This window comes from Rhizobium sp. PDO1-076 (assembly GCF_000247475.1).
Classification (GTDB): domain Bacteria; phylum Pseudomonadota; class Alphaproteobacteria; order Rhizobiales; family Rhizobiaceae; genus Allorhizobium.
Window position 1 is genome coordinate 13,208 of sequence record NZ_AHZC01000266.1, and the last position, 21,232, is coordinate 34,439.

General features: G+C 61.1%; 18 protein-coding genes. 12 read left to right on the top strand and 6 right to left on the bottom strand.

Translation table 11 applies throughout. The features are described 5' to 3' along the window. Positions 1–143 precede the first annotated feature (143 nt). From PDO_RS14650 to PDO_RS14660, 3 genes are read left to right on the top strand one after another with little or no spacing between them, the layout of a single operon-like run. Entirely contained in the window at positions 144–1,568 is a 1,425-nt protein-coding gene (locus PDO_RS14650; protein ID WP_007603161.1) for an efflux transporter outer membrane subunit, read from the top strand. Then, positions 1,568–2,698 (top strand): efflux RND transporter periplasmic adaptor subunit, encoded by a 1,131-nt coding sequence (locus tag PDO_RS14655; RefSeq protein WP_007603163.1) that lies wholly within the window; start codon positions 1,568–1,570, stop codon positions 2,696–2,698. The genes PDO_RS14650 and PDO_RS14655 overlap by 1 nt, the downstream gene beginning before the upstream one ends. Then, positions 2,695–5,754: an efflux RND transporter permease subunit gene (locus PDO_RS14660; RefSeq protein WP_007603165.1), complete on the top strand. Its 3,060-nt coding sequence runs from the start codon at positions 2,695–2,697 to the stop codon at positions 5,752–5,754. The genes PDO_RS14655 and PDO_RS14660 overlap by 4 nt, the downstream gene beginning before the upstream one ends. A 26-nt stretch (positions 5,755–5,780) precedes the next feature. Here PDO_RS14660 and PDO_RS14665 read toward each other — a convergent pair whose 3' ends face one another. After that, the gene (locus PDO_RS14665) at positions 5,781–6,731 is read right to left on the bottom strand and encodes a LysR family transcriptional regulator (protein WP_007603167.1); all 951 of its coding nucleotides are present in this window, start codon (positions 6,729–6,731) and stop codon (positions 5,781–5,783) included. 95 nt (positions 6,732–6,826) lie between these two features. Between PDO_RS14665 and PDO_RS14670 the strand changes: the two genes are divergently transcribed. From PDO_RS14670 to PDO_RS14710, 9 genes are read left to right on the top strand one after another with little or no spacing between them, the layout of a single operon-like run. After that, positions 6,827–7,699 carry a dioxygenase family protein gene (locus PDO_RS14670; RefSeq protein WP_007603169.1) on the top strand — a complete coding sequence of 291 codons (873 nt, stop codon included), beginning with the start codon at positions 6,827–6,829 and terminating at the stop codon, positions 7,697–7,699. Continuing rightward, entirely contained in the window at positions 7,696–8,754 is a 1,059-nt protein-coding gene (locus PDO_RS14675; RefSeq protein WP_007603170.1) for a maleylacetate reductase, read from the top strand. Before PDO_RS14670 ends, PDO_RS14675 begins: the two co-directional genes overlap by 4 nt. Before the next feature lie 54 nt (positions 8,755–8,808). Continuing rightward, on the top strand, positions 8,809–10,089 hold the full coding sequence (locus PDO_RS14680) for an ABC transporter substrate-binding protein (protein WP_007603172.1): 1,281 nt from the start codon (positions 8,809–8,811) through the stop codon (positions 10,087–10,089). 52 nt (positions 10,090–10,141) lie between these two features. Beyond that, on the top strand, positions 10,142–10,861 hold the full coding sequence (locus PDO_RS14685; RefSeq protein ID WP_007603174.1) for an ABC transporter ATP-binding protein: 720 nt from the start codon (positions 10,142–10,144) through the stop codon (positions 10,859–10,861). After that, complete coding sequence (locus PDO_RS14690) at positions 10,861–11,592, top strand: ABC transporter ATP-binding protein (RefSeq protein ID WP_007603176.1); 732 nt, start codon at positions 10,861–10,863, stop codon at positions 11,590–11,592. The genes PDO_RS14685 and PDO_RS14690 overlap by 1 nt, the downstream gene beginning before the upstream one ends. Further along, entirely contained in the window at positions 11,579–12,442 is an 864-nt protein-coding gene (locus PDO_RS14695) for a branched-chain amino acid ABC transporter permease (RefSeq protein WP_007603177.1), read from the top strand. Before PDO_RS14690 ends, PDO_RS14695 begins: the two co-directional genes overlap by 14 nt. A gap of 9 nt (positions 12,443–12,451) precedes the next feature. Beyond that, positions 12,452–13,537, top strand: coding sequence for a branched-chain amino acid ABC transporter permease (locus PDO_RS14700; protein ID WP_007603180.1), 1,086 nt, complete (start codon positions 12,452–12,454; stop codon positions 13,535–13,537). After that, positions 13,530–15,284 (top strand): FAD-dependent oxidoreductase, encoded by a 1,755-nt coding sequence (locus PDO_RS14705; RefSeq protein ID WP_007603182.1) that lies wholly within the window; start codon positions 13,530–13,532, stop codon positions 15,282–15,284. Before PDO_RS14700 ends, PDO_RS14705 begins: the two co-directional genes overlap by 8 nt. Positions 15,285–15,291: 7 nt before the next feature. Beyond that, positions 15,292–16,191 carry an intradiol ring-cleavage dioxygenase gene (locus tag PDO_RS14710; protein ID WP_007603184.1) on the top strand — a complete coding sequence of 300 codons (900 nt, stop codon included), beginning with the start codon at positions 15,292–15,294 and terminating at the stop codon, positions 16,189–16,191. Between the two features lie 22 nt (positions 16,192–16,213). Here the strand turns inward: PDO_RS14710 and PDO_RS14715 are convergent, their stop codons facing one another. From PDO_RS14715 to PDO_RS14735, 5 genes are all read right to left on the bottom strand, one after another. After that, positions 16,214–16,984 (bottom strand): SDR family NAD(P)-dependent oxidoreductase, encoded by a 771-nt coding sequence (locus PDO_RS14715; RefSeq protein WP_007603186.1) that lies wholly within the window; start codon positions 16,982–16,984, stop codon positions 16,214–16,216. Then, positions 16,981–17,976 carry an ABC transporter permease gene (locus tag PDO_RS14720; protein WP_007603188.1) on the bottom strand — a complete coding sequence of 332 codons (996 nt, stop codon included), beginning with the start codon at positions 17,974–17,976 and terminating at the stop codon, positions 16,981–16,983. Before PDO_RS14720 ends, PDO_RS14715 begins: the two co-directional genes overlap by 4 nt. Positions 17,977–18,042: 66 nt before the next feature. Next, entirely contained in the window at positions 18,043–19,083 is a 1,041-nt protein-coding gene (locus PDO_RS14725; protein WP_007603191.1) for a sugar ABC transporter substrate-binding protein, read from the bottom strand. A gap of 33 nt (positions 19,084–19,116) precedes the next feature. Further along, positions 19,117–19,887, bottom strand: coding sequence for an ATP-binding cassette domain-containing protein (locus PDO_RS14730; RefSeq protein ID WP_007603193.1), 771 nt, complete (start codon positions 19,885–19,887; stop codon positions 19,117–19,119). Further along, positions 19,884–21,023: an ROK family transcriptional regulator gene (locus tag PDO_RS14735; protein WP_007603195.1), complete on the bottom strand. Its 1,140-nt coding sequence runs from the start codon at positions 21,021–21,023 to the stop codon at positions 19,884–19,886. The genes PDO_RS14730 and PDO_RS14735 overlap by 4 nt, the downstream gene beginning before the upstream one ends. Between the last annotated feature and the right edge of the window lie 209 nt (positions 21,024–21,232).

Sequence of the window (21,232 nt, forward strand, 5' to 3'; positions counted from 1 at the left end):
GCATCCGTCAGGTCGATGCAGCCACCATTAGGGCCTTCAGTCCGCAAATACAGCACTTTTACCTAACTTTACATGTTCTTGACCGACATTAACATCGCGATCCCTATAGTGCGGCCGACAGCTTTCGAGGCGGCACGGATCCCATGCGCATAGTCCCTTCTTCAATTTCGATATTCGCCACAGTGGCGTTGCTCACCGGCTGCACGAGCTTGAGCGAACTGAAACCTTCGACGTCTGCAGTCGCCGCCTATTGGCATGCGACATTGCCCCATGGCGGTCGTTCGGCCGATCTGGCGGCCTGGTGGGAGAGCTTCAACGACCCAGCGCTGAGCGGATTGTTGGGCCTTGCGGAGCGCGAGAACCCAACCGTCCAGGAGGCGGTCGCCAATATCGACAAAGCGAGGGCCACACTCGATAGCGCCAGAGCCGGACTTTTCCCGTCGCTTGATGGCTCGGCCTCCGCCACGCGCGGAGGCAACAAGGGCGACGATATCAACAAGGTTACGGCCGGCACCAGCAAGGAAGGTGCTCTCGATGCCGCCTGGGAGCTTGATCTCTTCGGCAAGACCAAGAAGGAGGCAGCGGCTGCGGCGTTGCGCGCCGAGGGGCAAGTCTGGTCGTGGCACGACGCCCGGGTGTCCGTTGCGGCAGAAGTCGGCGATTATTATGTCCAATATCGCGCTTGCCGCCAACTGGAATGGCTTTACCTCGATGAACTTGCTTCGCAACGAGAAACCATCCGCGTGACGGAGAAATCGTCGGATTCGGGGTTCACCTCGACGGCTGATCTGGCACTTGCCCGTGCGAGTGCCGCAGCATCCTCGTCCAGCCTGACGGCTCAGCGCGGGGAGTGCCAGATCATTGTCAAATCGCTTGTCCAGCTGACGGGCGGCGATGAGCTCGTCGTCAGAAAACTGCTGGATGAGGGAAAGAGCCGCATTCCTCAGCCATCTGCATTGCGCATAACGTCCGTGCCCGCGGAGGTGCTGAGACAGAGGCCGGACATCAATGCCCTGGAAGCCGAAGTCGCCGCAACGATCGCTGACGTCGGTGCAGCAAAAGCAGATTTGTACCCCAGCCTCAGCTTGAGCGGATCGATTTCAATCAGCGAGTCAACCGTAACTGGCCGCTCGATCCCATGGTCGTTCGGCCCCGCACTCTCGATCCCTCTGCTTGACGGCGGGGCAAGAAGAGCTGCTGTCAGAAGTGCCGTCGCGGATTACGACATCGCGGTCGCAAGTTACAAGTCCGGCGTCTTGACGGCTGTCGCCGATGTCGAGACGGCGCTCATTCAGGTCAATACAGCTTTGCTGAGGATCGCCGATGCCAAGGCTGCGGCTGACAACTATCAGAGCTACTTCAGCTCGATTGACAAGAACTGGAAGTCCGGCGGGGTCAGTATCCTCGACCGTGAAGAAGCCCGGCGTTCTGCACAGTCTTCGGCCATCACCCTCATCGAAATCAGGCGCGACGCGGTCAGGTACTGGATCGCACTCTACAAGTCTCTGGGAGGCGGATGGTCCGCCCCGGATACCGTCGCAATTGCCTCTGTCAACGGAATACACTGATGCGTAGATTTGCCCTCCTTCCTGTCGCGACTGTGCTTGCCTGCGCATCCTGTTTTGCGCTCAACACGACGGCCCAAGGCCAGGAAGCCGAACAGAATAGTGCCCAGGCAGCGGCTTTGACTGTCAGCGTCTCCAAACCGGAGGCTGTGGTATGGCCGGTGACCATTCCGGCAAGCGGACGTCTTGCTGCATGGCATGAGGCGGTCATTGCCGCCGAAGTCAGCGGGCAAAGGATCATTCATGTCTCCACGGATGTCGGTGCTTTCGTCAAGAAAGGCGACCTGCTCGTGCAGTTTGCCCCCGAGACCGCGCAAGCGGAGCTCGAACAACAGCAAGCGGCCGTCGAACAGGCTGAAGCCGATCTTGAGCAAGCGACAGCGAACGCTGACCGTGCACGTGGACTGACAGGCTCCGGCGCGCTGTCGAACCAGCAGACCACGGAATATCTGATCACGGAGCGTAAAGCGAAAGCCGAACTCGCGTCAGCGCGTGCAGCCCTGGCATCCGCCCAGCTGACATTCGACCGTACCAAGATCTATGCGATCGATGATGGCGTGATTTCCGAACGTTCGGCATCCCTGGGCAAGGTCGTCACGGCAGGCGACGAGTTGTTCAAGTTGATCCGACAGAACAGGGTCGAATGGCAGGCCGAGTTGCCACTCAAGTTACTGCTGAATGTAGAGGAAGGCACAAAGGCGATCATCCCAACACCGGTCGGCGAGGTGAGGGGGGAGGTCAGGCTGATCGCGCCGACGACATCGACGGACAATGGTCGGGTGACGGTCTATGTCACCTTGCATCCGGATGCAGGCATGCCATCGCCAAAGACGGGCATTCTGGTCAGTGGCTATTTTGAATTTGATCGCACCGATGCACTCACGGTGCCGGCGACCGCCGTCGTCATGCGGGACGGCTTTTCCTACGTTTACATCGTGAATGACGCCGACCAGCCGACAGTCGCGCGCAAGCGGGTTGAAACCGGCCGTCGCCAGGATGACCGTGTCGAGATCGTTTCGGGATTGGAGCAGACCGATACGGTGGTGACAGCAGGCGGTGCATTCCTCGCAGACGGCTCAGTCGTTCGGGTATCACAGGCGTCCGAACTGTCCAAGATGGAGGAAGCGAAGTGAACTTCTCCTCGTGGTCCATCCGTAATCCCGTTCCGCCGATCCTGCTTTTTGTTCTGTTGACCGCCTGCGGCCTATGGGCCTTCAACCGGCTCGACATCCAGAACTTTCCCGATATGGATCTTCCGACGATCGAGATCAGCGCTTCGCTCGACGGGGCGGCGGCGGCACAGCTCGAGACCGAAGTGGCACGCAAGATCGAAGACGAACTGACCGGCCTTACCCAGCTGGATTCCGTCACCACGACAATCACCGACGGCTCGGTGAGCATTTCCGTGGCGTTCGAGGTCGGAAAAGACACGCAGGAAGCGCTGGATGAGGTCAAAAGCGCGGTCGATCAGGCGCAAGACGATCTGCCGGAAGAAATGAATGCACCAACCGTTGCGAAACAGTCTTTGAACGCATCGCCGCTGATTACCTATGTCGTGCGGTCCGACACCTTGAATGAGGCGGAACTCTCGTGGTTCATCGACAACGAAATGTCACGCGCGCTGATGGCCGTGGATGGCGTTGGCGAAGTTGGTCGCCTGGGCGGTGTCGACAGAGAAGTCCGGGTAGAGCTGAACGCAAACCTGCTCGATGGCCTCGGCCTCACCGCAAATGACGTCAACGGGCAACTCGAAGCGGTGCAATCCGATCTCTCTGGCGGCAAGGGACGCGTTGGCGGTGAAAGCCAGTCCGTCCGAACGCTGGCGGCTGCCGACAGCGCCGATCAGCTGAGCGCAACGCCAATTCCTCTGCCGAAAGGCAGCTGGGTTCGATTGGACGAACTCGGCACAGTGACGGATACCCACAGCGATCTTACCTCGCTTGCATACCTGAACGGCAAACCCGTCATTGCGGCCCAGATCAAGCGCTCCAAGGGATACTCGGATATTGCCGTTACCGACCATGTCCGCGAGGCGATGCAGGTTTTTGCAGCAGCCAATCCGCGTGTCGTGATCGAAGAGGCCTACAACACGATCGTGCCGACCGAGCAGAATTATGAGTCGTCCATGCACATGGTCTACGAGGGGGCGATCATTGCAATCTTCGTTGTCTGGCTGTTCCTGCGCGATTGGCGTGCGACGCTTCTGGCCGCAGTTGCTTTGCCGCTGTCGATTATACCCACGTTCCTTGTGATGTATCTCCTTGACTACACGTTGAACACGATCACGCTCCTGGCGTTGTCCCTCGTCGTTGGAATTCTCGTCGATGATGCGATTGTCGAGATCGAAAACATCGAGCGGCATCTCAACATGGGTAAGACCCCATTCGAGGCCGCGATGGAGGCGGCGGATGAAATCGGGTTGGCAGTTATCGCCACCACCTTCACTCTGGTCGCCGTGTTTTTGCCAACGGCCTTCATGGGCGGCATTCCCGGCATCATCTTCAAGCAGTTCGGGATTACCGCATCTGTCGCCGTTCTTGCCTCTCTTGTCGTGGCGCGGCTGGTCACGCCGATGATGGCTGCATATCTGATGAAGGCAACCGGCAAGACGCATGAAGAGGACGGCCGCCTGATGCGTGGCTATCTTTGGCTTGTCAAAGGCGCTCTTCGGCATCGCTGGATCCCGGTGCTGGGAACTGCAGGGTTCCTGGCCTTCTCGGCTGTGCTGCTCAGCAATCTGTCCACGGGCTTCTTCCCGGCGTCGGATGATGGACAGACCCAGGTCTCCATCACTGCGCCTCCCGGATCGACGATTGAAACGACCGACGCTGCGGCACAAACGGCGTCAAAGATCATCGCTGGCGTGGATCACGTTACCTCGGTGTTCCAGGCAACGGGCACAGCATCCACCGGCGGCATGAACAGCACGTCGAGTTCGAGCACCGACAGCGCCACGATCGTGGTCAATCTCACGCCCATCGACGACCGCGATGTCAAACAATCGCAAATCGAAGACGACTTGCGCCAAGCGCTGGAGACGCTGCCCGGGATACGCATGGAAATCGGCTCCGGAGGAAATGGTACACAGCTCACTCTCACCCTGGCAGGCGATGATTCCGATCTGCTGGAGCAGGCAGCCGGTAGCCTGGAGGCTGACTTGCGCACTCTTTCCGGTATCGGCAATGTGACGTCGTCTGCTGCCAGGCAGGCGCCTGAGGTCACCATAAAGCCGGACCTGGCGGAAGCGGCGTCTCTGGGTGTCACGTCCCAAGCGATCGCCGAGGCCATTCGGGTCGCGACATCCGGCGCCTATGATGCCGCGTTGTCCCAGCTCAATCTGCCGGAGCGGCAGGTGCCGATCCGGGTGATGCTCGATGCAACCAGCAGGCAGACCCTCGATGCGATATCTCTCATTCCCGTTGAGGGCCTGGAGGGGAACGTGACGCTCGGCGCTGTTGCAGATATCTCCATGGGCTCGAGCCCAAGTCAAATCGATCGTCTCGACCGGTCGCGGAATGTCTCGCTCACCATCGAACTGAATGGCAGGAGCCTGTCCGAGGTCACGGCGGAGGCGGCCCAACTGCCCAGCTATCAAAACCTGCCCCAGGGCGTGAAATTCGTGGAGCAGGGCGAGTTGAAGCGTCAGAGCGAGTTGTTCACCAGTTTTGGCACGGCAATGGCAATCGGAATCTTCTGCGTATACGCTGTTCTTGTGCTGCTATTCCATGACTTCTTACAGCCTGTGACGATCCTGATGGCTCTGCCCCTGGCACTCGGCGGCGCCCTTCTGCCACTCGTGCTCACGGGTACGAGCTTTTCGATGCCCGCTGTGATTGGTCTGCTTCTTCTGATGGGGATCGTCTCCAAAAACTCGATCCTGCTCGTCGAATACGCCATCGAGGCGCGCCGCGGCGGCATGTCTCGCTACGACGCGCTGGTCGATGCATGTCACAAGCGGGCGCGACCGATCATCATGACAACGATTGCCATGGCCGGTGGCATGCTGCCGGCGGCCCTCAGTCTTGTTTCAGGCGACTCAAGCTTTCGCCAACCCATGGGCATCGTCGTGATCGGCGGATTGATCACCTCGACCTTCTTGAGCCTTCTGGTGATACCGGTGGTATTCACGTTCCTGGATGACCTGCTCGGAATGCTCAGGAGGCGTTCTTCAAAGGGGAAAACGGCATAGGCATTCCGTAAAGTCATGCGTCTTGTTCACGAGCCCCAGACAACCGATTGCTCATGCCGCTTGATCAGATGTTTGAGATTGGCGAAACCTGTGCGGATGTGGCGGGCAAAGTGATCGACGGCCGGTGCGCGAGAGGTGTCCGAGCGGTTGAGCAGGCCTAGGGCGCGTTCCGGATGCGGAATAGAGATGGGCAGGGCCGTGATCGATTTTTCGTTGCGCAACGCGAAGACGACGCTGTGGGGCATGATCGTCAGAGCGTCGGCGGACTTCAAATAATTGACGACGCTCATCAGCGAGCCGCCGGAATAGCGGATCTTGATCTCGGTTGCGCCGAAGGAGAGCAGCATGCTGCGCAGGTCCGCCAGGAGCGGACTGCCCGGCGGTGGTGCGATCCATGGGAAATCCAGCAGATGTGTCGGCTGCGGCCGCCGCTTCAACAGCAGCGGATGCGTCACGCGGCAGGCAACGACGTTGCGGCCGGGCAGGATCTGTTGGAATTCGAGGCCGGATCCCTCGTCGAGAATGTCGATAGGGCATATCGCCAGATCGATCTGGTCTGCGTGGAGGGCGGAACGCAGGTCTGGAAAGTAGCCGTAGGTCTGGTCGATGTGGACGTCCGGATACAGGTTCTGAAACTCGGCAATCATGCCGGCGATCAGAGCGTCCATGAAAAAGGGTGTGCCGCCGACGCGGACGACGCCACTTTTGCCAACCCGAAAACTTTCGACGACATCGGAGGCCTTTCGCGATGCAGACAGCATCGTCTGGCCGTGGTCGGCCAGGGCCCTTCCCAGCGCTGTCGGTTGAAGCGGCCGGCGCCCCCTGATGAAGAGCGGCTCGCCGATGCGCGCCTCCAGCATCGACAATGTGCGGGATACGGCCGGCTGCGACAGGCCGAGCAGAGCGGCGCCCTCGGTAACGCCGCCCGTCTTCACGACGGCGGCAAGCTGGACGAGATGGCGTTCATCGATCTTCATAACAATATGGTATATTAACCCGGAATAAAATCATCAACGGTTGTTTTGCGATCGTCTAGTTTTGTCTTTACCAGTCAATGCCCTGGAGGAGACGCATGACGCCGGGTCCCATCGCGCTGAATTTCAGCGAGGCCAACTCGTCCGAGATTTTTGCGCAGCGATTGCCGCAATCGACGGATGACGTGCTGCCGCAGGTACTGGCGACCGTCGTCACGCATCTGCACGCCGCGATCCGCGAACTTCGCCCGACGCAGGCGGATTGGCGCAGGGTCATCGAGTTTCTGACAGATGTCGGCCATGCCAGCGACGAGCGGCGGCAGGAATGGGTGCTTCTGTCCGATCTGCTGGGCGCCTCGGCCCTGGTCGAGGAGATCAATTCCCGTCGCCCGAAGACGGCGACCCCCAACACCCTGCGCGGCCCGTTTTTCCGTGCCGATGTCCCGCAGCTTGCCTCCGGTAGCGATATTTCTCTCGACGGCATCGGTGAAAAGCTGGACGTCTCGGCACGTGTGGTGGATCTTGATGGCGGGCCGGTCGCGGGCGCGGAAATCACCACTTGGCAGGCCAATGCGCAAGGGTTTTACGAAAACCAGCAGCCGGATCTGCAGCCGGAATTCAATCTGCGCGGCCTTTTCCGCAGCGGTGCGGATGGCCGCTTCCACTATCGCACGATCAGGCCCTCCGGCTACGGCGTTCCGGACGACGGACCGGTCGGTCGTCTTCTCGGTCGCGCCGGCTATCCGTTGCGCCGTCCGGCCCATTTGCATTTTATCGTCAAGGCGCCAGGCTTCGAAACGATCACGACACATGTCTATGACGGCAGCGATCCGCATCTGGCCGAGGATGCAATTTTCGGCGTCAAGCCGGAATTGGTCCGCATGTTCGAGCGACAGGAAAAAGGCGGGCCGTGCTGGCGGCTGGAATTTACCTTCGTCATGGTGCGACCGAAAAAGGGAGCGGGCGAATGAGCCGCGATTTCCTCTACACCGGCAGCCCGGTCCATATCGTTTTCCGCGAAGGCGCCAGCGCTTCTACCGGCGAATGGGTCGAGAAGCTTGGCTGTCGCAAGGCGCTGGTGCTGTCGACGCCCCATCAGAAGGCCGATGCGGAGGCGCTGGCCACGCGGCTCGGTCCACTTTGCGTTGGTGTCTTTGCCGGGGCGGTCATGCACACGCCGATCTATGTGACGGAAGCTGCCATGCTTGCCGTCAAACAGACGGGAGCCGATTGCGTCGTGTCGCTTGGTGGCGGATCGACCACGGGCCTCGGCAAGGCCATCGCCTACCGGACCGATCTGCCGCAGATCGTCATTCCCACCACCTATGCCGGCTCCGAATGCACGCCGATCCTCGGCCAGACGGAGGGCGGGCGCAAGACGACGGTGCGGCACGCTAGCATATTGCCGGAAGTGGTGATCTACGACGCAGCGCTGACGACGGGGCTGCCGGTCGCGATGAGCGTCACCTCCGGTCTGAATGCCATGGCACATGCGGTCGAAGCGCTCTATGCGCAGGACCGCAATCCGATTTCGTCGCTGATGGCGGTCGAAGGGCTGCGGGCCTTTCGCTCCAGCCTGCCGAAGATCGCAGATGCGCCGGCGGATATGGCCCTGCGTGCCGACGCACTCTATGGCGCCTGGCTCTGCGGCACCGTACTCGGCACGGTCGGCATGGCGCTGCATCACAAGATCTGCCACACGCTGGGCGGAACCTTCGATACGCCGCATGCCGAGACGCATGCAATCATGTTGCCGCACACGGCGGCCTACAATGCCGTCTCCGTGCCGGACCTTCTGGCACCAGTCGCCGAGATTTTCGGCGGTTCTGTCGGGGGCGGGCTCTGGGATTTCGCCAAGGGGATTGGCGCGCCGATTGCCCTGAGAGATTTGGGGCTGAGTGAAGCCGATCTCGACCGCGCAGCCGGCATCGCCACCGAGAACCCCTACTGGAACCCGCGGCCGATCGATCGCTCCTCCATCCGTGCCCTGCTGCAGGATGCTTACGAGGGCAGGCGACCGACCTAGACTGAACGCAGATACGTCAATCTCTGGGAGGAGAGGACAATGGGAGGAGGAAACATGTTTACGAGACGCGATTTTCTGAAAACGACCGCGGCCACCGGCGCCCTTGCCGCAACATCCGGGCTCGCCGCCCCGGCGGTAGCGCAGGACGTGGCCATCAAGCTCGGCTATGTCAGCCCGCAGACAGGGCCGCTCGCGGCCTTTGGCGAGGCCGACAAGTTCGTCATCGACGGCTTCCTGTCGACGACGAAGGCGATGGGCCTCAATTACGAGGTCGTCGTCAAGGACAGCCAGTCCAACCCCAACCGCGCGGCGGAAGTGGCCAAGGAACTGATCGTCGACGACGAGGTCAACCTGGTCCTCGTCGCCTCGACGCCGGAAACGACCAATCCGGTGGCGACGACCTGCGAGGCGGAGGAAATGCCGTGCATTTCCACGGTTGCACCATGGCAGCCCTGGTTCATCGGCCAGCAGGGTAATCCCGGCGATCCGACCTCGTGGAAACCGTTCAACTATGCCTATCACTTCTTCTGGGGGCTTGAGGACGTCATCGCCGTCTTCACCAATATGTGGGCACAGGTCGAGACGAACAAAAAAGTCGGTGGCCTGTTCCCGAACGATGGCGACGGCAATGCCTGGGGCGACAAGGTTGTCGGCTTTCCCCCGGTGCTGGAGAAGATGGGCTATACCCTGACCGATCCCGGCCGCTACCAGAACATGACCGACGATTTCTCGGCGCAGATCAATGCCTTCAAGTCGGGCCAATGCGAGATCATCACCGGCGTCGTCATTCCGCCTGATTTCACCACCTTCTGGAACCAGGCCAAGCAGCAGGGCCTTGCCCCCAAAGTCGCCTCGATCGGCAAGGCGCTGCTGTTCCCGCAGACGGTGGAAGCGCTCGGCACTGCCGGGCATAATCTCTCGTCCGAAGTCTGGTGGACCCCCAGCCATCCGTTCAAGTCGTCTCTGACCGGCGAGACCTCCGCGCAGGTGGCTGATGCCTTCACCAAGGCGACCAGCCGGCCGTGGACGCAGCCGATCGGCTTTGCCCATGCGCTGTTCGAACTGGCCGTGGATGTGATGAAACGCGCCGGCGATCCGACGGATGGAGATATCGTGGCGCAGGCGATCGCAGCCACAAGGCTCGATACGCTGGTCGGGCCGATTGCCTGGGACGGCAAGGGCCTGCCACCCTTTGCGGCAAAGAACATCGCCAAGACCCCTTTGGTTGGCGGCCAGTGGCGGCTGAAGGATGGCGGCGGCTACGATCTTGTGATCACCGACAACAAGACGGCGCCGAATATTCCGGTCGGCGGCAAGATGGAAGTGATCGGCTGACACGTGACGCGGGGCCTGTCGAAAGGCCCCGCCTGTTCTGGGAGGGACGGGCTTGGCAATTCTCGAACTCGACGGCATCTGCAAGACGTTCGGCGCGCTTACTGTCGCCGATCAGATCAGCTTTGCCGTCAGCGAAGGCGAGGCGCTCGGGATCATCGGGCCGAACGGCGCGGGCAAATCGACGTTGTTCAACCTGATCACCGGCAATATCGCAACGGATCGCGGGGCCATCCGCTTTCGCGGACGTGATGTGACGCGCATGCCGCCGATGGCGCGCTGCCTGGCGGGCATCGGACGCACTTTCCAGATCCCGCAGCCCTTCGAGAAGCTCACCGTGTTCGAGAACCTGTTGGTGGCCGGGGCATTCGGCTCGCGGCGCGGCGAAGCGGATGTTGCGGATCGCTGCGCCGACATCCTGGTCGACACCGGACTGATCGACAAGGCGAACATGCTGGCCGGCAGTCTCAGCCTGCTGGAACGCAAGCGGCTGGAATTGGCCCGGGCTTTGGCCACGGAACCGAAGCTGCTGCTGCTCGACGAAATCGCCGGCGGGCTGACCGAGGGCGAGTGCCGGTCGCTGGTGGCGACCATCCGCGCCATCCATGCGCGCGGCGTGGCCGTGATCTGGATCGAGCATGTGCTGCACGCGCTGAATTCCGTCGTCGAGCGTTTGCTGGTGCTGCATTTCGGCAAGGTCATCGGCATCGGAAAGCCGGAGCAGATCATGGCCTCCAGGGATGTCCGCGAAATCTACCTGGGGATCGAAGTCTGATGGCACTGCTTGAAACCAGAGGTCTGACGGCGTCGTATGGTGATTTCCAGGCGCTGTTCGGGATTGACGTCACCGTGGGTGTCGGAGAGACGATTGCCATTATCGGTGCCAATGGTGCCGGCAAAACGACGCTGATGCGATCCATCGCCGGCGTGCTGGCCAATCAGGCGGCATCGATCCTGTATCGGAATGAGCCGGTCGGGGCTTTGCCGGCTCCGGACGTTCTCGCCCGGGGTATCGCCATGGTGCCGGAGGGGCGAAAGCTCTTTCCATCACTCACCGTGGAGGAAAATCTGCTGGTCGGCAGGTATGGCCGCAAGATCGAAGGGCCATGGAATCTTGAAAGCGTCTACTCCCTGTTCCCTATCTTGAAGGAACGGCGCAACAATCCCTCGACGGCGCTGTCCGGCGGGCAACAGCAGATGGTGGCGATCGGCCGGGCGCTGATGTCCAATCCCGAACTTTTGCTCTGCGACGAGATCAGCCTTGGCCTCGCGCCTGTCGTGGTGCGTGACATCTATGCGGCGTTCCCGCGCATCCGCGAAACCGGAGCCTCGATCATCATCGTCGAGCAGGACATCGCCCAGGCATTGAAGGTGGCTGAGCGCGTGTACTGCATGATGGAGGGCCGCGTCACCCTGTCCGGTCGCTCGGCCGATCTGACCCGCGACGCCATCCACAAGGCCTATTTCGGGGCCGATCCAGGAGCGGAGCATCATGAACTGGCTTGATACGATCCTTCAGGGCATCCTGCTCGGTGGTCTCTATGCGCTTTTCGCGGCCGGCCTCAGCCTCGTCTTCGGCATCATGCGGCTGGTCAATCTCGCCCATGGTGACCTGATCGTGCTGGCTGCCTTCCTGATCCTCGTGCTGGTGACGGGGCTTGGCCTCAATCCGTTCCTCGCGGCGCTGGTCGCCGCACCGCTGATGTTCGCCATCGGCTGGGGGCTGCAGTATTTCCTGCTCAACCGGACACTCGGCAAGGATATCCTTCCGCCGCTGCTGGTCACCTTCGGCCTGTCGATTGTCATCCAGAACGGCCTGCTGGAAGGGTTCTCCGCCGATAGCCGCCGCGTATTTGCAGGCAGCCTGGAAAGTGCCTCGGTCAATCTGGGACCGGTCACTGCGGGCGTCATGCCGCTGATGACCTTCTTATCGGCGGTCGCCGTGATCATCGCTCTCAACCAGATGATCTACCGGACATCCGTCGGCCGCGCCTTCCGGGCGACATCCGACGATCCCGTGACCGCCGGCCTGATGGGCATTCGGCCGCAGCGCATTTTTGCGCTGGCCACGGGCCTCGCCATGGTGGTGGTGACGATCGCGGCACTTTATCTCGGCACCCGTGCCAATTTCGACCCGACATCCGGTCCGGCGCGACTGATCTATGCCTTCGAGGCGGTGATCATCGGCGGGCTCGGTTCGCTCTGGGGTACGCTTGCCGGCGGCATCATTCTCGGCGTCGCCCAGACGGTGGGCGCCGCCATCAATCCGGAATGGCAGATCCTGTCGGGGCATCTCGCCTTCCTTGTCGTTCTCCTGTTCAAGCCGCGCGGCCTTTTCCCGCGCGCCGTCGATTGAGGCCGCCGAATGACCATGGCAAGTCCCCCATTCACGGTCGAGACACGCACGCGGGCATCGCGGCTGTTTGTCATTGTCGCAGTCGTGGTGCTGATCATCGCCTTCGCCGCGCCGTTCATCGTCTCGCGTGGCATCATCCAGGATCTGTTCTTCATCCTGACCATGCTCGTGCTGGCGCAGAACTGGAATCTTCTAGCCGGTTATGCCGGCTTGATCTCCGTGGGCCAGCAGGTCTTTGTCGGCTTTGGCGGTTACGCGCTGTTCGGCTGCGTCAGCCTGCTCGGCATTGATCCGGTGCCGGCAATCCTGATCGCGGGCCTGTTCTCGGTGGCGCTGGCCATCCCGACGGCCTTCTTCACCTTCCGGCTCTACGGTCCTTATTTTGCCATCGGCACCTGGGTCGTCGCCGAGGTCGTCCGGCTGCTTCTCGCCCAGTGGAAGGCGCTCGGGGGCGGCACAGGCACGTCGCTGCCGCGCGAGGCGACCCGCGACATGATGGGCGTCGATATGATGCGCGACCTGTTCGGAATGAAGGCCGCACAGGCGAGCGACGCACTGACCTACTGGCTGGCGCTGATCCTCGTGATCGCCACCATCGGTTTCATCTACAGGCTGCTGCGCTCGAAGCAGGGGCTTGGCCTTGCGGCCGTGCGCGACAATGAGCAGGCGGCGCGCGCCGTCGGGGTCGATGCGCGGCGGATGAAGGCCATGGTCTACCTCACGATGGCCTTCATCACCGGCGTCGCCGGCGCGCTGATCTATCTGCAGAAGGCGCGGATTTCGCCGGACGCCGCCTTCTCCGTCGTCGACTGGACGGCCTATGTGATCTTCATCGTCGTGATCGGCGGCATCGGTACCATTGAGGGGCCGATCCTTGGCGTCATCATCTTCTTTCTGCTGCAGAACATCCTGGCCGATTACGGCTCCTGGTATCTGCTGATGCTGGGTCTCATCGGCATCGTCATCATGCTTTTCGCGCCACGCGGTCTCTGGGGCCTGTTCTCCGACCGCACCGGCATCCAGCTATTTCCGGTCCGCCGCAGGTTGAAGGGCGGACCGCTGGGTCACAGTATCAAGGGAGGGCCACATGGCTGACATTACCACCGACATACTCATCATCGGCACCGGACCGGCGGGCTCGGCCACGGCAGCACTGCTGTCGAGCTACGGGATCGAGAACATGGTGATCAACCGCTACCGATGGCTGGCCAGCACGCCCCGCGCGCACATTACCAACCAGCGCACGATGGAGGTTCTGCGCGATCTCGGCCGTGATGTGGAGGAGGACGGCTATACGCGTGCCACAGAACAGGACCTGATGGGCGAAAATGTCTTCTGCACGGCGATCGACGGGGAGGAAATCGGCCGGATGAAAAGCTGGGGCACGCATCCGCTGTCGCGCGCCGAACATCTTTTGTCCTCGCCCTGCCATATGAATGACCTGCCGCAGACTTTCATGGAGCCACTGCTGTTCACTACGGCATGTTCACGCGGCACCCAGGCGCGCATGTCGACTGAGTATCTGAGCCATGAGCAGGATGACGATGGCGTCACCACGACGTGTCTCGACCGGCTGACGAACAAGCAGTTTACTGTCCGATCGAAATATCTCGTCGGTGCCGATGGCGGCAACTCCAAGGTGGCGGAACATGCCGGACTGACCTTTGAGGGCAAGATGGGCGTTGCCGGCTCGATGAACATCCTGTTCCAGGCAGACCTGTCTCGCTATGTGGCGCATCGTCCTTCGGTTCTCTACTGGGTGCTGCAGCCGGGCGCCGATGTCGGCGGCATCGGCATGGGACTGGTGCGCATGGTCCGGCCCTGGAACGAGTGGCTGATCGTCTGGGGCTACGACATCAACCAACCGGCCCCTTCGGTCGATGAGGCGCATGCGAAGAAGGTGGTGCGCGATCTCGTCGGCGTTGCAGATCTGGAAATGACCATCAAGTCGGTCTCGACCTGGACCGTCAACAACATGTACGCCACCACCCTATCGAACGGGCGCGTCTTCTGCATGGGCGATGCGATCCATCGGCATCCGCCGTCCAATGGACTTGGCTCGAACACCTCGATCCAGGATGCCTTCAATCTCGCCTGGAAGCTGGCCTTCGTCGTCAAGGGCAAGGCGGGCGAGCGGCTGCTCGATAGCTATCAGGCCGAACGCGCGCCAGTCGCCAAACAGATCGTCACCCGCGCCAATAAATCGATCGAGGAATTCGGGCCGATCTTCAAGGCACTCGGCCTGCTCGATTCCATCGATCCGTTGAAGATGCAGCAGAACATGGATGCCCGCTGCAACGACACGACGGCCGCCGAGGAACAGCGCGCTGCCATCCGCAAGGCGATCGCCGATAAAGTCTATGAGTTCGATTGCCACGGCGTCGAGATGAACCAACGCTATCGCTCCGATGCTGTTCTTACCGACGGCCAACCGGAGCCGGCTTTCACGAAGGATCCGGAACTGCATTTCCAGCAGACAAGCTGGCCCGGCGCCCGGTTGCCGCATGCCTGGGTGTTTTCCGCCACCGGCGAGAAGATCTCGACGCTCGATCTTGCCGGCCATGGCCGGTTTACCGTGCTGACCGGCATTGGCGGGCAGGGATGGGTGGACGCCGCCACAGACCTCGGCAAGGCCTTGGGCATCGAGATCGCTGTCCATGTGATCGGTCCGCGCCAGGAATGGCAGGATTTTACCGGTGACTGGGCCAATATCCGCGAGATCCGCGACAGCGGCATGCTCCTGGTTCGGCCCGATCATCACGTGGCGTGGCGCCAGGAAAGCATGATCGCCGATCCGGCTGCGGAGCTGCGCCGTGCACTGTCAACTGTTCTGGGAAAGTGAGGCCAGGATGAGCGCGCATGAAAAGGGCTTCTTCACCGAGGAAAATTCCGTCGAGGTCGTCACTGGCCGCAACAGCGAGGCCAGCGACGAGCGGCTGAAGCAGGTCATGGAGGTCATGACACGCAAGCTGCACGAGGCGGTGAAGGAGATCGAACCGACCCAGGACGAATGGATGCAGGCCATCCAGTTCCTGACCCGCACCGGCCAGATGTGCAACGAATGGCGCCAGGAGTTCATCCTGTTGTCCGATGTTCTGGGTGTGTCGATGCTGGTCGATGCGATCAACAACCGCAAGCCTTCAGGTGCCTCGGAGAGCACGGTGCTCGGCCCCTTCCATGTCGAAGGCGCACCCGAACTGGAAATGGGCGCCAATATATGTCTCGACGCCAAGGGCGAGGATATGTTCATCCAGGGCCGGATTCTCGATACGGCGGGACATCCGATTGCCAATGCCGTCATCGACGTGTGGCAGGCCAATGACGAGGGTTTCTACGATGTCCAGCAGCAGGGCATTCAGCCTGATTTCAACCTGCGTGGCGTGTTTCGAACGGACGCCGACGGGCGCTACTGGTTCCGGGCAGTCAAACCGAAATTTTACCCCATTCCGGATGACGGCCCTGTCGGGCAGCTTCTGGGGCAGCTCGGTCGCCACCCCTATCGCCCGGCACATCTGCATTACATCATCAAGGCCGATGGCTTTGAGACTTTAGTGACGCATATATTCGATCCGGACGATCCCTACATAAATTCCGATGCCGTGTTTGGCGTGAAGGAAAGCCTGCTTGCCGAATTCCGCTGGACCCACGCACCGGATCGCGCATTGTCGTATGACTTCAAGGGCGATTTCTGGGATGTCGAGCACGATTTCGTGCTGGCGCGCATCGCCGAAAAGCGCGGCTCGTCCTGAGCCGCTCTTCGGTAGGTTCCTGTCAGGGCGGCAACAGGCGGAAATCTGCTCCTTCTGGCAGAAGCTGGCCACCGTCGACGATGATCGTGGTGCCGGTCACATAGCTCGCGTCATCGGAAGCGAGGAACAGGAAGGCATTGGCCACATCCCGTGGTGAGCCGAGGCGCGCCAGCGGAATTGCATCCTCCATGTTCTTGATGAAGGCGGCGCTGCGATGCAGCTGGATCGCCTCGGTCAGGATGTTTCCCGGCTCGACGCCGTTGACGGTGATTCCGTAGGACGAAAATTCCAAAGCGGCCGAGCGGATAAAGCCGTTGATGCCGGCCTTGCTGGCGGCGTAGTGACCGTGGCCGGGGCTTGTGACATGCGGGCCGGTGATCGACGAGGTGAAGAGGATGCGTCCCGATCCCTGCTTTTTCATTGGCGTCAGCGCGGCGCGGGCAGCATTGAAACAGCCGCGCAGATTGACCGCCATGACATTGTCCCAGTCGTCGGGCGAGGTGTTTTCGATCAGTTGCCAGGGATAGATGCCGGCGTTCTGCACGATGACATCGAGCCGGCCGTGACGTTCGAGCGTTAATTCGACCGCCGCGACGGCATCGTCCATTTTCGAGATATCGGTGCGTACGAAATCGGCGCCGATTTCGTCGGCCGCTGCCCGCCCTGCCTCGTCGTCGAAATCGGCGAGCACGAGCTTGGCGCCTTCCTCTTTGAAGCGGACGGCAATCGCCTTGCCGATGCCGCGGGATGCACCGATGACCAGTGCAACCTTGTCTTTCAATCTGTCTGTCATGCGAGCCTCTGGCGGAGCCTTTGTTTGAATGTATCGAGAAGAACGGCTGCGAGCACCAGGAAGCCATGGATGACCTGGGTATAGTTCGCCGGCAGTCCCATCAGGTTGATGGCCGTGTTGATCGACGAGAGCAGCAGCACGCCGGCATAGACGCCGGGAAGAGCTCCGACGCCGCCCTTGAGGCTGACGCCACCGATCACGACGGCCGCGAAGGCGTTGAACAGCAGCCCGATCCCGAGATTTGCCGTGGCGCCGGACGTGCGAACCGCCAGCAGCCAACCGGCAAGACCGGCGATGGCGCCGGCCATCACGAAGGCAATGATCAGGTTGCGGGTCACGCGAATGCCAGCGCGGTAGGCTGCGGTCTCATTGCCGCCGATCATGATCAGGTGCCGACCGAACGGTGTCTTGCCCATCATGATGGAGAAGATCAGAAAGCAGCCGATCGCGATCCAGGCAGAGAGCGGGATCCCGGCGAAGCGCTCTATGGCAAACCAGCGGATGGCCGGATCGAGATCCTGGGCGGAGCGTCCCCCGGAAATGGCCAATACGAGACCGCGCACCCAGATGAAGGAGGCGAGCGTGATGATGAAGGCGCTCATCTTCAATTTGACGACGAGGAAGCCATTGAAGAGGCCGATCAGCGCGCCGATGGCACAGGCGACCAGCAGCGAGGCGGGGATCATCAGCCATTCGGGGGAAAGCTTGATACCGAGCCCGATGCCGGCCGAGCAGAACAGGATGCCGACAGCCATCGCCGACAGGGCCGCGACGGATTCGACCGACAGGTCCATGTGTCCGGTGATGATCACCAGCGCCAGACCGATCGACATGACTCCGAGTACGCTCGATGCTTCGATGATGTTGGTGAAGATGCCGATCTGGAAATAGTTCGGGATCAAGGCTGAGAACAGCGCAAGCACGACGATGAGCATGAACCAGACGAGATTGTCGAGAATGAATTCAAGAGTCTTGCGGGTGCGAGGAGTCATACGGCAATTCCGGATTGGAGGGCGAGGGTTCCGGGGTCCATGTGGACCCCGGATGGAAAAGCCGTCTTACTTGACGGATTCGATCGTGCCGGTCGGTGGCTTCATGTTGCCCCAGAAAGCCGGGTCGTCGACGTTTTCCTTGGTGATCGCAGCGCCCGGGATCTTGATGTTCGGACCCCAGGCTTCGATCGTCACCACGCCTTTCAGGCCGAGCACGTCATAGTCGCCGGCCTTGATTTCCTGCTTTCCGGCAATCTTGTCCATGAACATGGCAACGGCTGCTGCTTGGGCATAGAGCGGCTGCTCGACTTCGGCATTGAGCCAGCCCTTGCGGATCAGATCGAGGCCGACGGGTGCGCCGTTGGAGCTCATCATCATCACGTCGCCCGGCTTCTTGCCGGCGGCCTCAAGCGAGGCGACGGCTGCGACCGACAGATGTGCGGCATGCAGGAAGATCAGGTCGATATCGGGATTGGCCAGCATCTGGTCGGAGACAATCGTCCCTGCATTGCTGGCTTCCCACTGCATGGCCGGCACCGAGATGATGGTAACGCCCGGGAAGGCCTTCATCTTCTCCTCGAAACCCTTCTGGATATCGAGCGTGTAGGGATCGCCCGGGTCCCCGAGAACCTGGAGGATCTTGCCTGCCACGTCGCCTTTCTTGGCTTTCAGCATGGCCTCAGCCTGGTCGGCGGCCACGTGACCGATCTCAATCGTGCCGGCGACGGAGGTGAAGTCGGATGGCGTCGAGGTGATCTGGCGATCGAACTCGACCACCGGGACGCCAGCGGCGCGCGCTGCGTCGATGGACGGCTTCAGCGCATTGAAATCGACAGCCGCCAGAATGATCGCCGCAGGTTTCAACGCGATGACATCGTTCATCTGCGATTGCTGAGCGTCGGTCTTGTTGTCGGCATTGAGCGTCTTCATCTCGTAGCCGGTCTGCTTCAGGAACATTTCCAATGCACTGACCGAGCCCGTCTGGAATTCATCGAGCAATGTCGGCACGAGGTAATAGACGACGCCCTTGGATTGGGCCGCGGCCGTTGTGAGCATTGAAAGGCCAAGCACTAGAACGCTCAGCAAGCTTATCACTATTCGTTTCATGATAGTTCTCTCCAGTTTAAGCCGGACCCCTTTTCATTCTTTGCCCACCGGTCCGGCTCCGGTGAGGCTTTGCCCTGTGATCATCTCGATCACTGCATCCGGGCTTGTTTTGGCTCTCTCGACATCGCCGGCGACCACGCCGTGACGGATGACGACGATGCGATCAGCGACCTGGAAGGCCTGCTGCATGATGTGGGTGATGATGACGACGCCGATGCCCTGGTTGGCGACATGGCGGATCATGTCCAGTCCGCGCCTTGTCTGTTCGACGCCGAGGGCGGCAAACGGCTCGTCAAGCAGAAGCAGTTTTCCGCCCCAATGGGCGAAACGGTTGAGCTCGATCGCCTGCCGCTGGCCGCCGGACAGATGCTCGACCTTGGTGCGCATGGAGGGAATGCGGGTACCGGCGCTGGTCAGCGCCTTGGTCGTGATCTCTTCCATCGCACGCTCGTCGAGGAAAGGAATGCCGGCAACCTTGCGGGTGATCTCGCGGCCCATGAAAAAATTGCCGACCACGTCGACATTGGTGCACAGCGACAGGTCCTGGTAGACAGTTTCGATACCGGCTGCCTTGGCTTCCGCGGGTGTCTTGGCTTGATAGTCTGCCCCCTCGAAGAGCATGTGCCCCGATGTCGGCCGCAGACCGCCGGAGATGATCTTCACCAGCGTTGATTTTCCGGCGCCATTGTCGCCAAGCAGGGCCACAACCTCTCCCTTGCCGATCGAGAAGCTGATGCCTTTGAGGGCCTCGATTGCCCCAAAATTCATGCGGATATCATCCAGGACGAGTAGTTTCTCGCTCATTCGTTGTTCCCCTTTTCTAATGTTTCAAACATCTGGCCGTAGCGCGGCGACAGCACGCCGAAAACGGCGAGTGCTGCCGCGCCGCGGAGCGCTGAATGCTGGCAGTCGCTGGCCAGGACGACGCGCGGATGGGCGCGGTGGGCGCGGGCGGAGATCGAATTGTCCAGTCCATCGACAAGGGTTGTGAGTTGGTGGAGCAACGGCAGGGGCGCCAGGCCGCCGAGTACGATCGTCTCCGGGTCGAAGAGGTTTTCGATCGTGCGGATGGCATTGCGGAAAAACGGTGCAATCTCCTGCACCCATTCGTCCGCCGGCAAGCCGCGGCGCTCAAAAGCATCCAGCGACAGGTAACGCTCCAGGCAGCCACGATTGCCGCAAGGGCATGCCTCGCCATCGGGGACGGCGGGAATATGGCCGATTTCGCCGGCATTGCCCCAGGCTCCCCGCATGACGGACCCGTCATGCATAACGGCACCGCCGAGACCGACGCTGAAGAAGAGATAGTAGTAGTTCGACAGCTGCTGGCCGAGGCCGTAGAGCTGTTCGCCGAGTGCGGCGGCCGCCATGTCGTTCTCGATGAAAGCCGGCAAGCCGGTCGCATCGGCCAGATGCTGCCGGATGTCGACATTCTTCCAGCCGATCATCGTCGTCGAACCGACAAAGCTCATGGATTCTACGTCGAAGGGTCCGGGAAGCGCAACTCCCGCACCGAGCAGGCGACCGCAATGCGGGCTGGCTTTCAGCTGTGTGACCATGTCGGCGATGATCGAGAAGGCTTCGCCGGGCGCCACGTTCAGGACCTCGCGACGCACGCTATCGACCACGTCGCCGCGCAGATTGACCACGGCCGCCTCGATCCCCAGCGGCGTGACGTGAATGCCGAGCGCATGTCCGCCATCCGGATTGATGGTTAGGGCCGAAGGCGGGATACCCCGACCTTCGGGAGCCTTCTGGACAGACAGGATCAGCCCTTCATCTTCGAGTTCCCGGACAATGGTGGATACGGTCTGCACGGTGAGGCCGACGCTGCGGGCGATATCCCCACGTGTCGTGGGTCCGCGCAAACGGATCGCTTCCAGCACGATCCGTCGATTGTACGGCCTTCCTGTTTCCTGATTGGTACCGCGCAATGCCATATCCAGATCTCCGTATGACGAAAGAGTGACAGCGGGAATTGATTTAGTCAAATGGTTTTCAAAAAAGAATCTGGGGCGCAAAACGGCGGTGGATCTGGGGCGATTGCGTTGAACACCGTCGGGCATGGCCTTGCATCCTGCCTCGCGCATCGGAGCGTAAAATGGACACGGCAAGCCACGCCCCCTGCAGGGATCAGTTTCAGCTTTTC

Excerpts from the sequence above, each read along its gene's own strand:
- PDO_RS14650 (WP_007603161.1), top strand. The coding sequence starts at position 144 with ATGCGCATAGTCCCTTCTTCAATTTCGATATTCGCCACAGTGGCGTTG.
- PDO_RS14655 (WP_007603163.1), top strand. The coding sequence starts at position 1,568 with ATGCGTAGATTTGCCCTCCTTCCTGTCGCGACTGTGCTTGCCTGCGCA.
- PDO_RS14665 (WP_007603167.1), bottom strand. The coding sequence starts at position 6,731 with ATGAAGATCGATGAACGCCATCTCGTCCAGCTTGCCGCCGTCGTGAAG.
- PDO_RS14670 (WP_007603169.1), top strand. The coding sequence starts at position 6,827 with ATGACGCCGGGTCCCATCGCGCTGAATTTCAGCGAGGCCAACTCGTCC.
- PDO_RS14675 (WP_007603170.1), top strand. The coding sequence starts at position 7,696 with ATGAGCCGCGATTTCCTCTACACCGGCAGCCCGGTCCATATCGTTTTC.
- PDO_RS14680 (WP_007603172.1), top strand. The coding sequence starts at position 8,809 with ATGTTTACGAGACGCGATTTTCTGAAAACGACCGCGGCCACCGGCGCC.
- PDO_RS14690 (WP_007603176.1), top strand. The coding sequence starts at position 10,861 with ATGGCACTGCTTGAAACCAGAGGTCTGACGGCGTCGTATGGTGATTTC.
- PDO_RS14695 (WP_007603177.1), top strand. The coding sequence starts at position 11,579 with ATGAACTGGCTTGATACGATCCTTCAGGGCATCCTGCTCGGTGGTCTC.
- PDO_RS14700 (WP_007603180.1), top strand. The coding sequence starts at position 12,452 with ATGACCATGGCAAGTCCCCCATTCACGGTCGAGACACGCACGCGGGCA.
- PDO_RS14705 (WP_007603182.1), top strand. The coding sequence starts at position 13,530 with ATGGCTGACATTACCACCGACATACTCATCATCGGCACCGGACCGGCG.
- PDO_RS14710 (WP_007603184.1), top strand. The coding sequence starts at position 15,292 with ATGAGCGCGCATGAAAAGGGCTTCTTCACCGAGGAAAATTCCGTCGAG.
- PDO_RS14715 (WP_007603186.1), bottom strand. The coding sequence starts at position 16,984 with ATGACAGACAGATTGAAAGACAAGGTTGCACTGGTCATCGGTGCATCC.
- PDO_RS14720 (WP_007603188.1), bottom strand. The coding sequence starts at position 17,976 with ATGACTCCTCGCACCCGCAAGACTCTTGAATTCATTCTCGACAATCTC.
- PDO_RS14725 (WP_007603191.1), bottom strand. The coding sequence starts at position 19,083 with ATGAAACGAATAGTGATAAGCTTGCTGAGCGTTCTAGTGCTTGGCCTT.
- PDO_RS14730 (WP_007603193.1), bottom strand. The coding sequence starts at position 19,887 with ATGAGCGAGAAACTACTCGTCCTGGATGATATCCGCATGAATTTTGGG.
- PDO_RS14735 (WP_007603195.1), bottom strand. The coding sequence starts at position 21,023 with ATGGCATTGCGCGGTACCAATCAGGAAACAGGAAGGCCGTACAATCGA.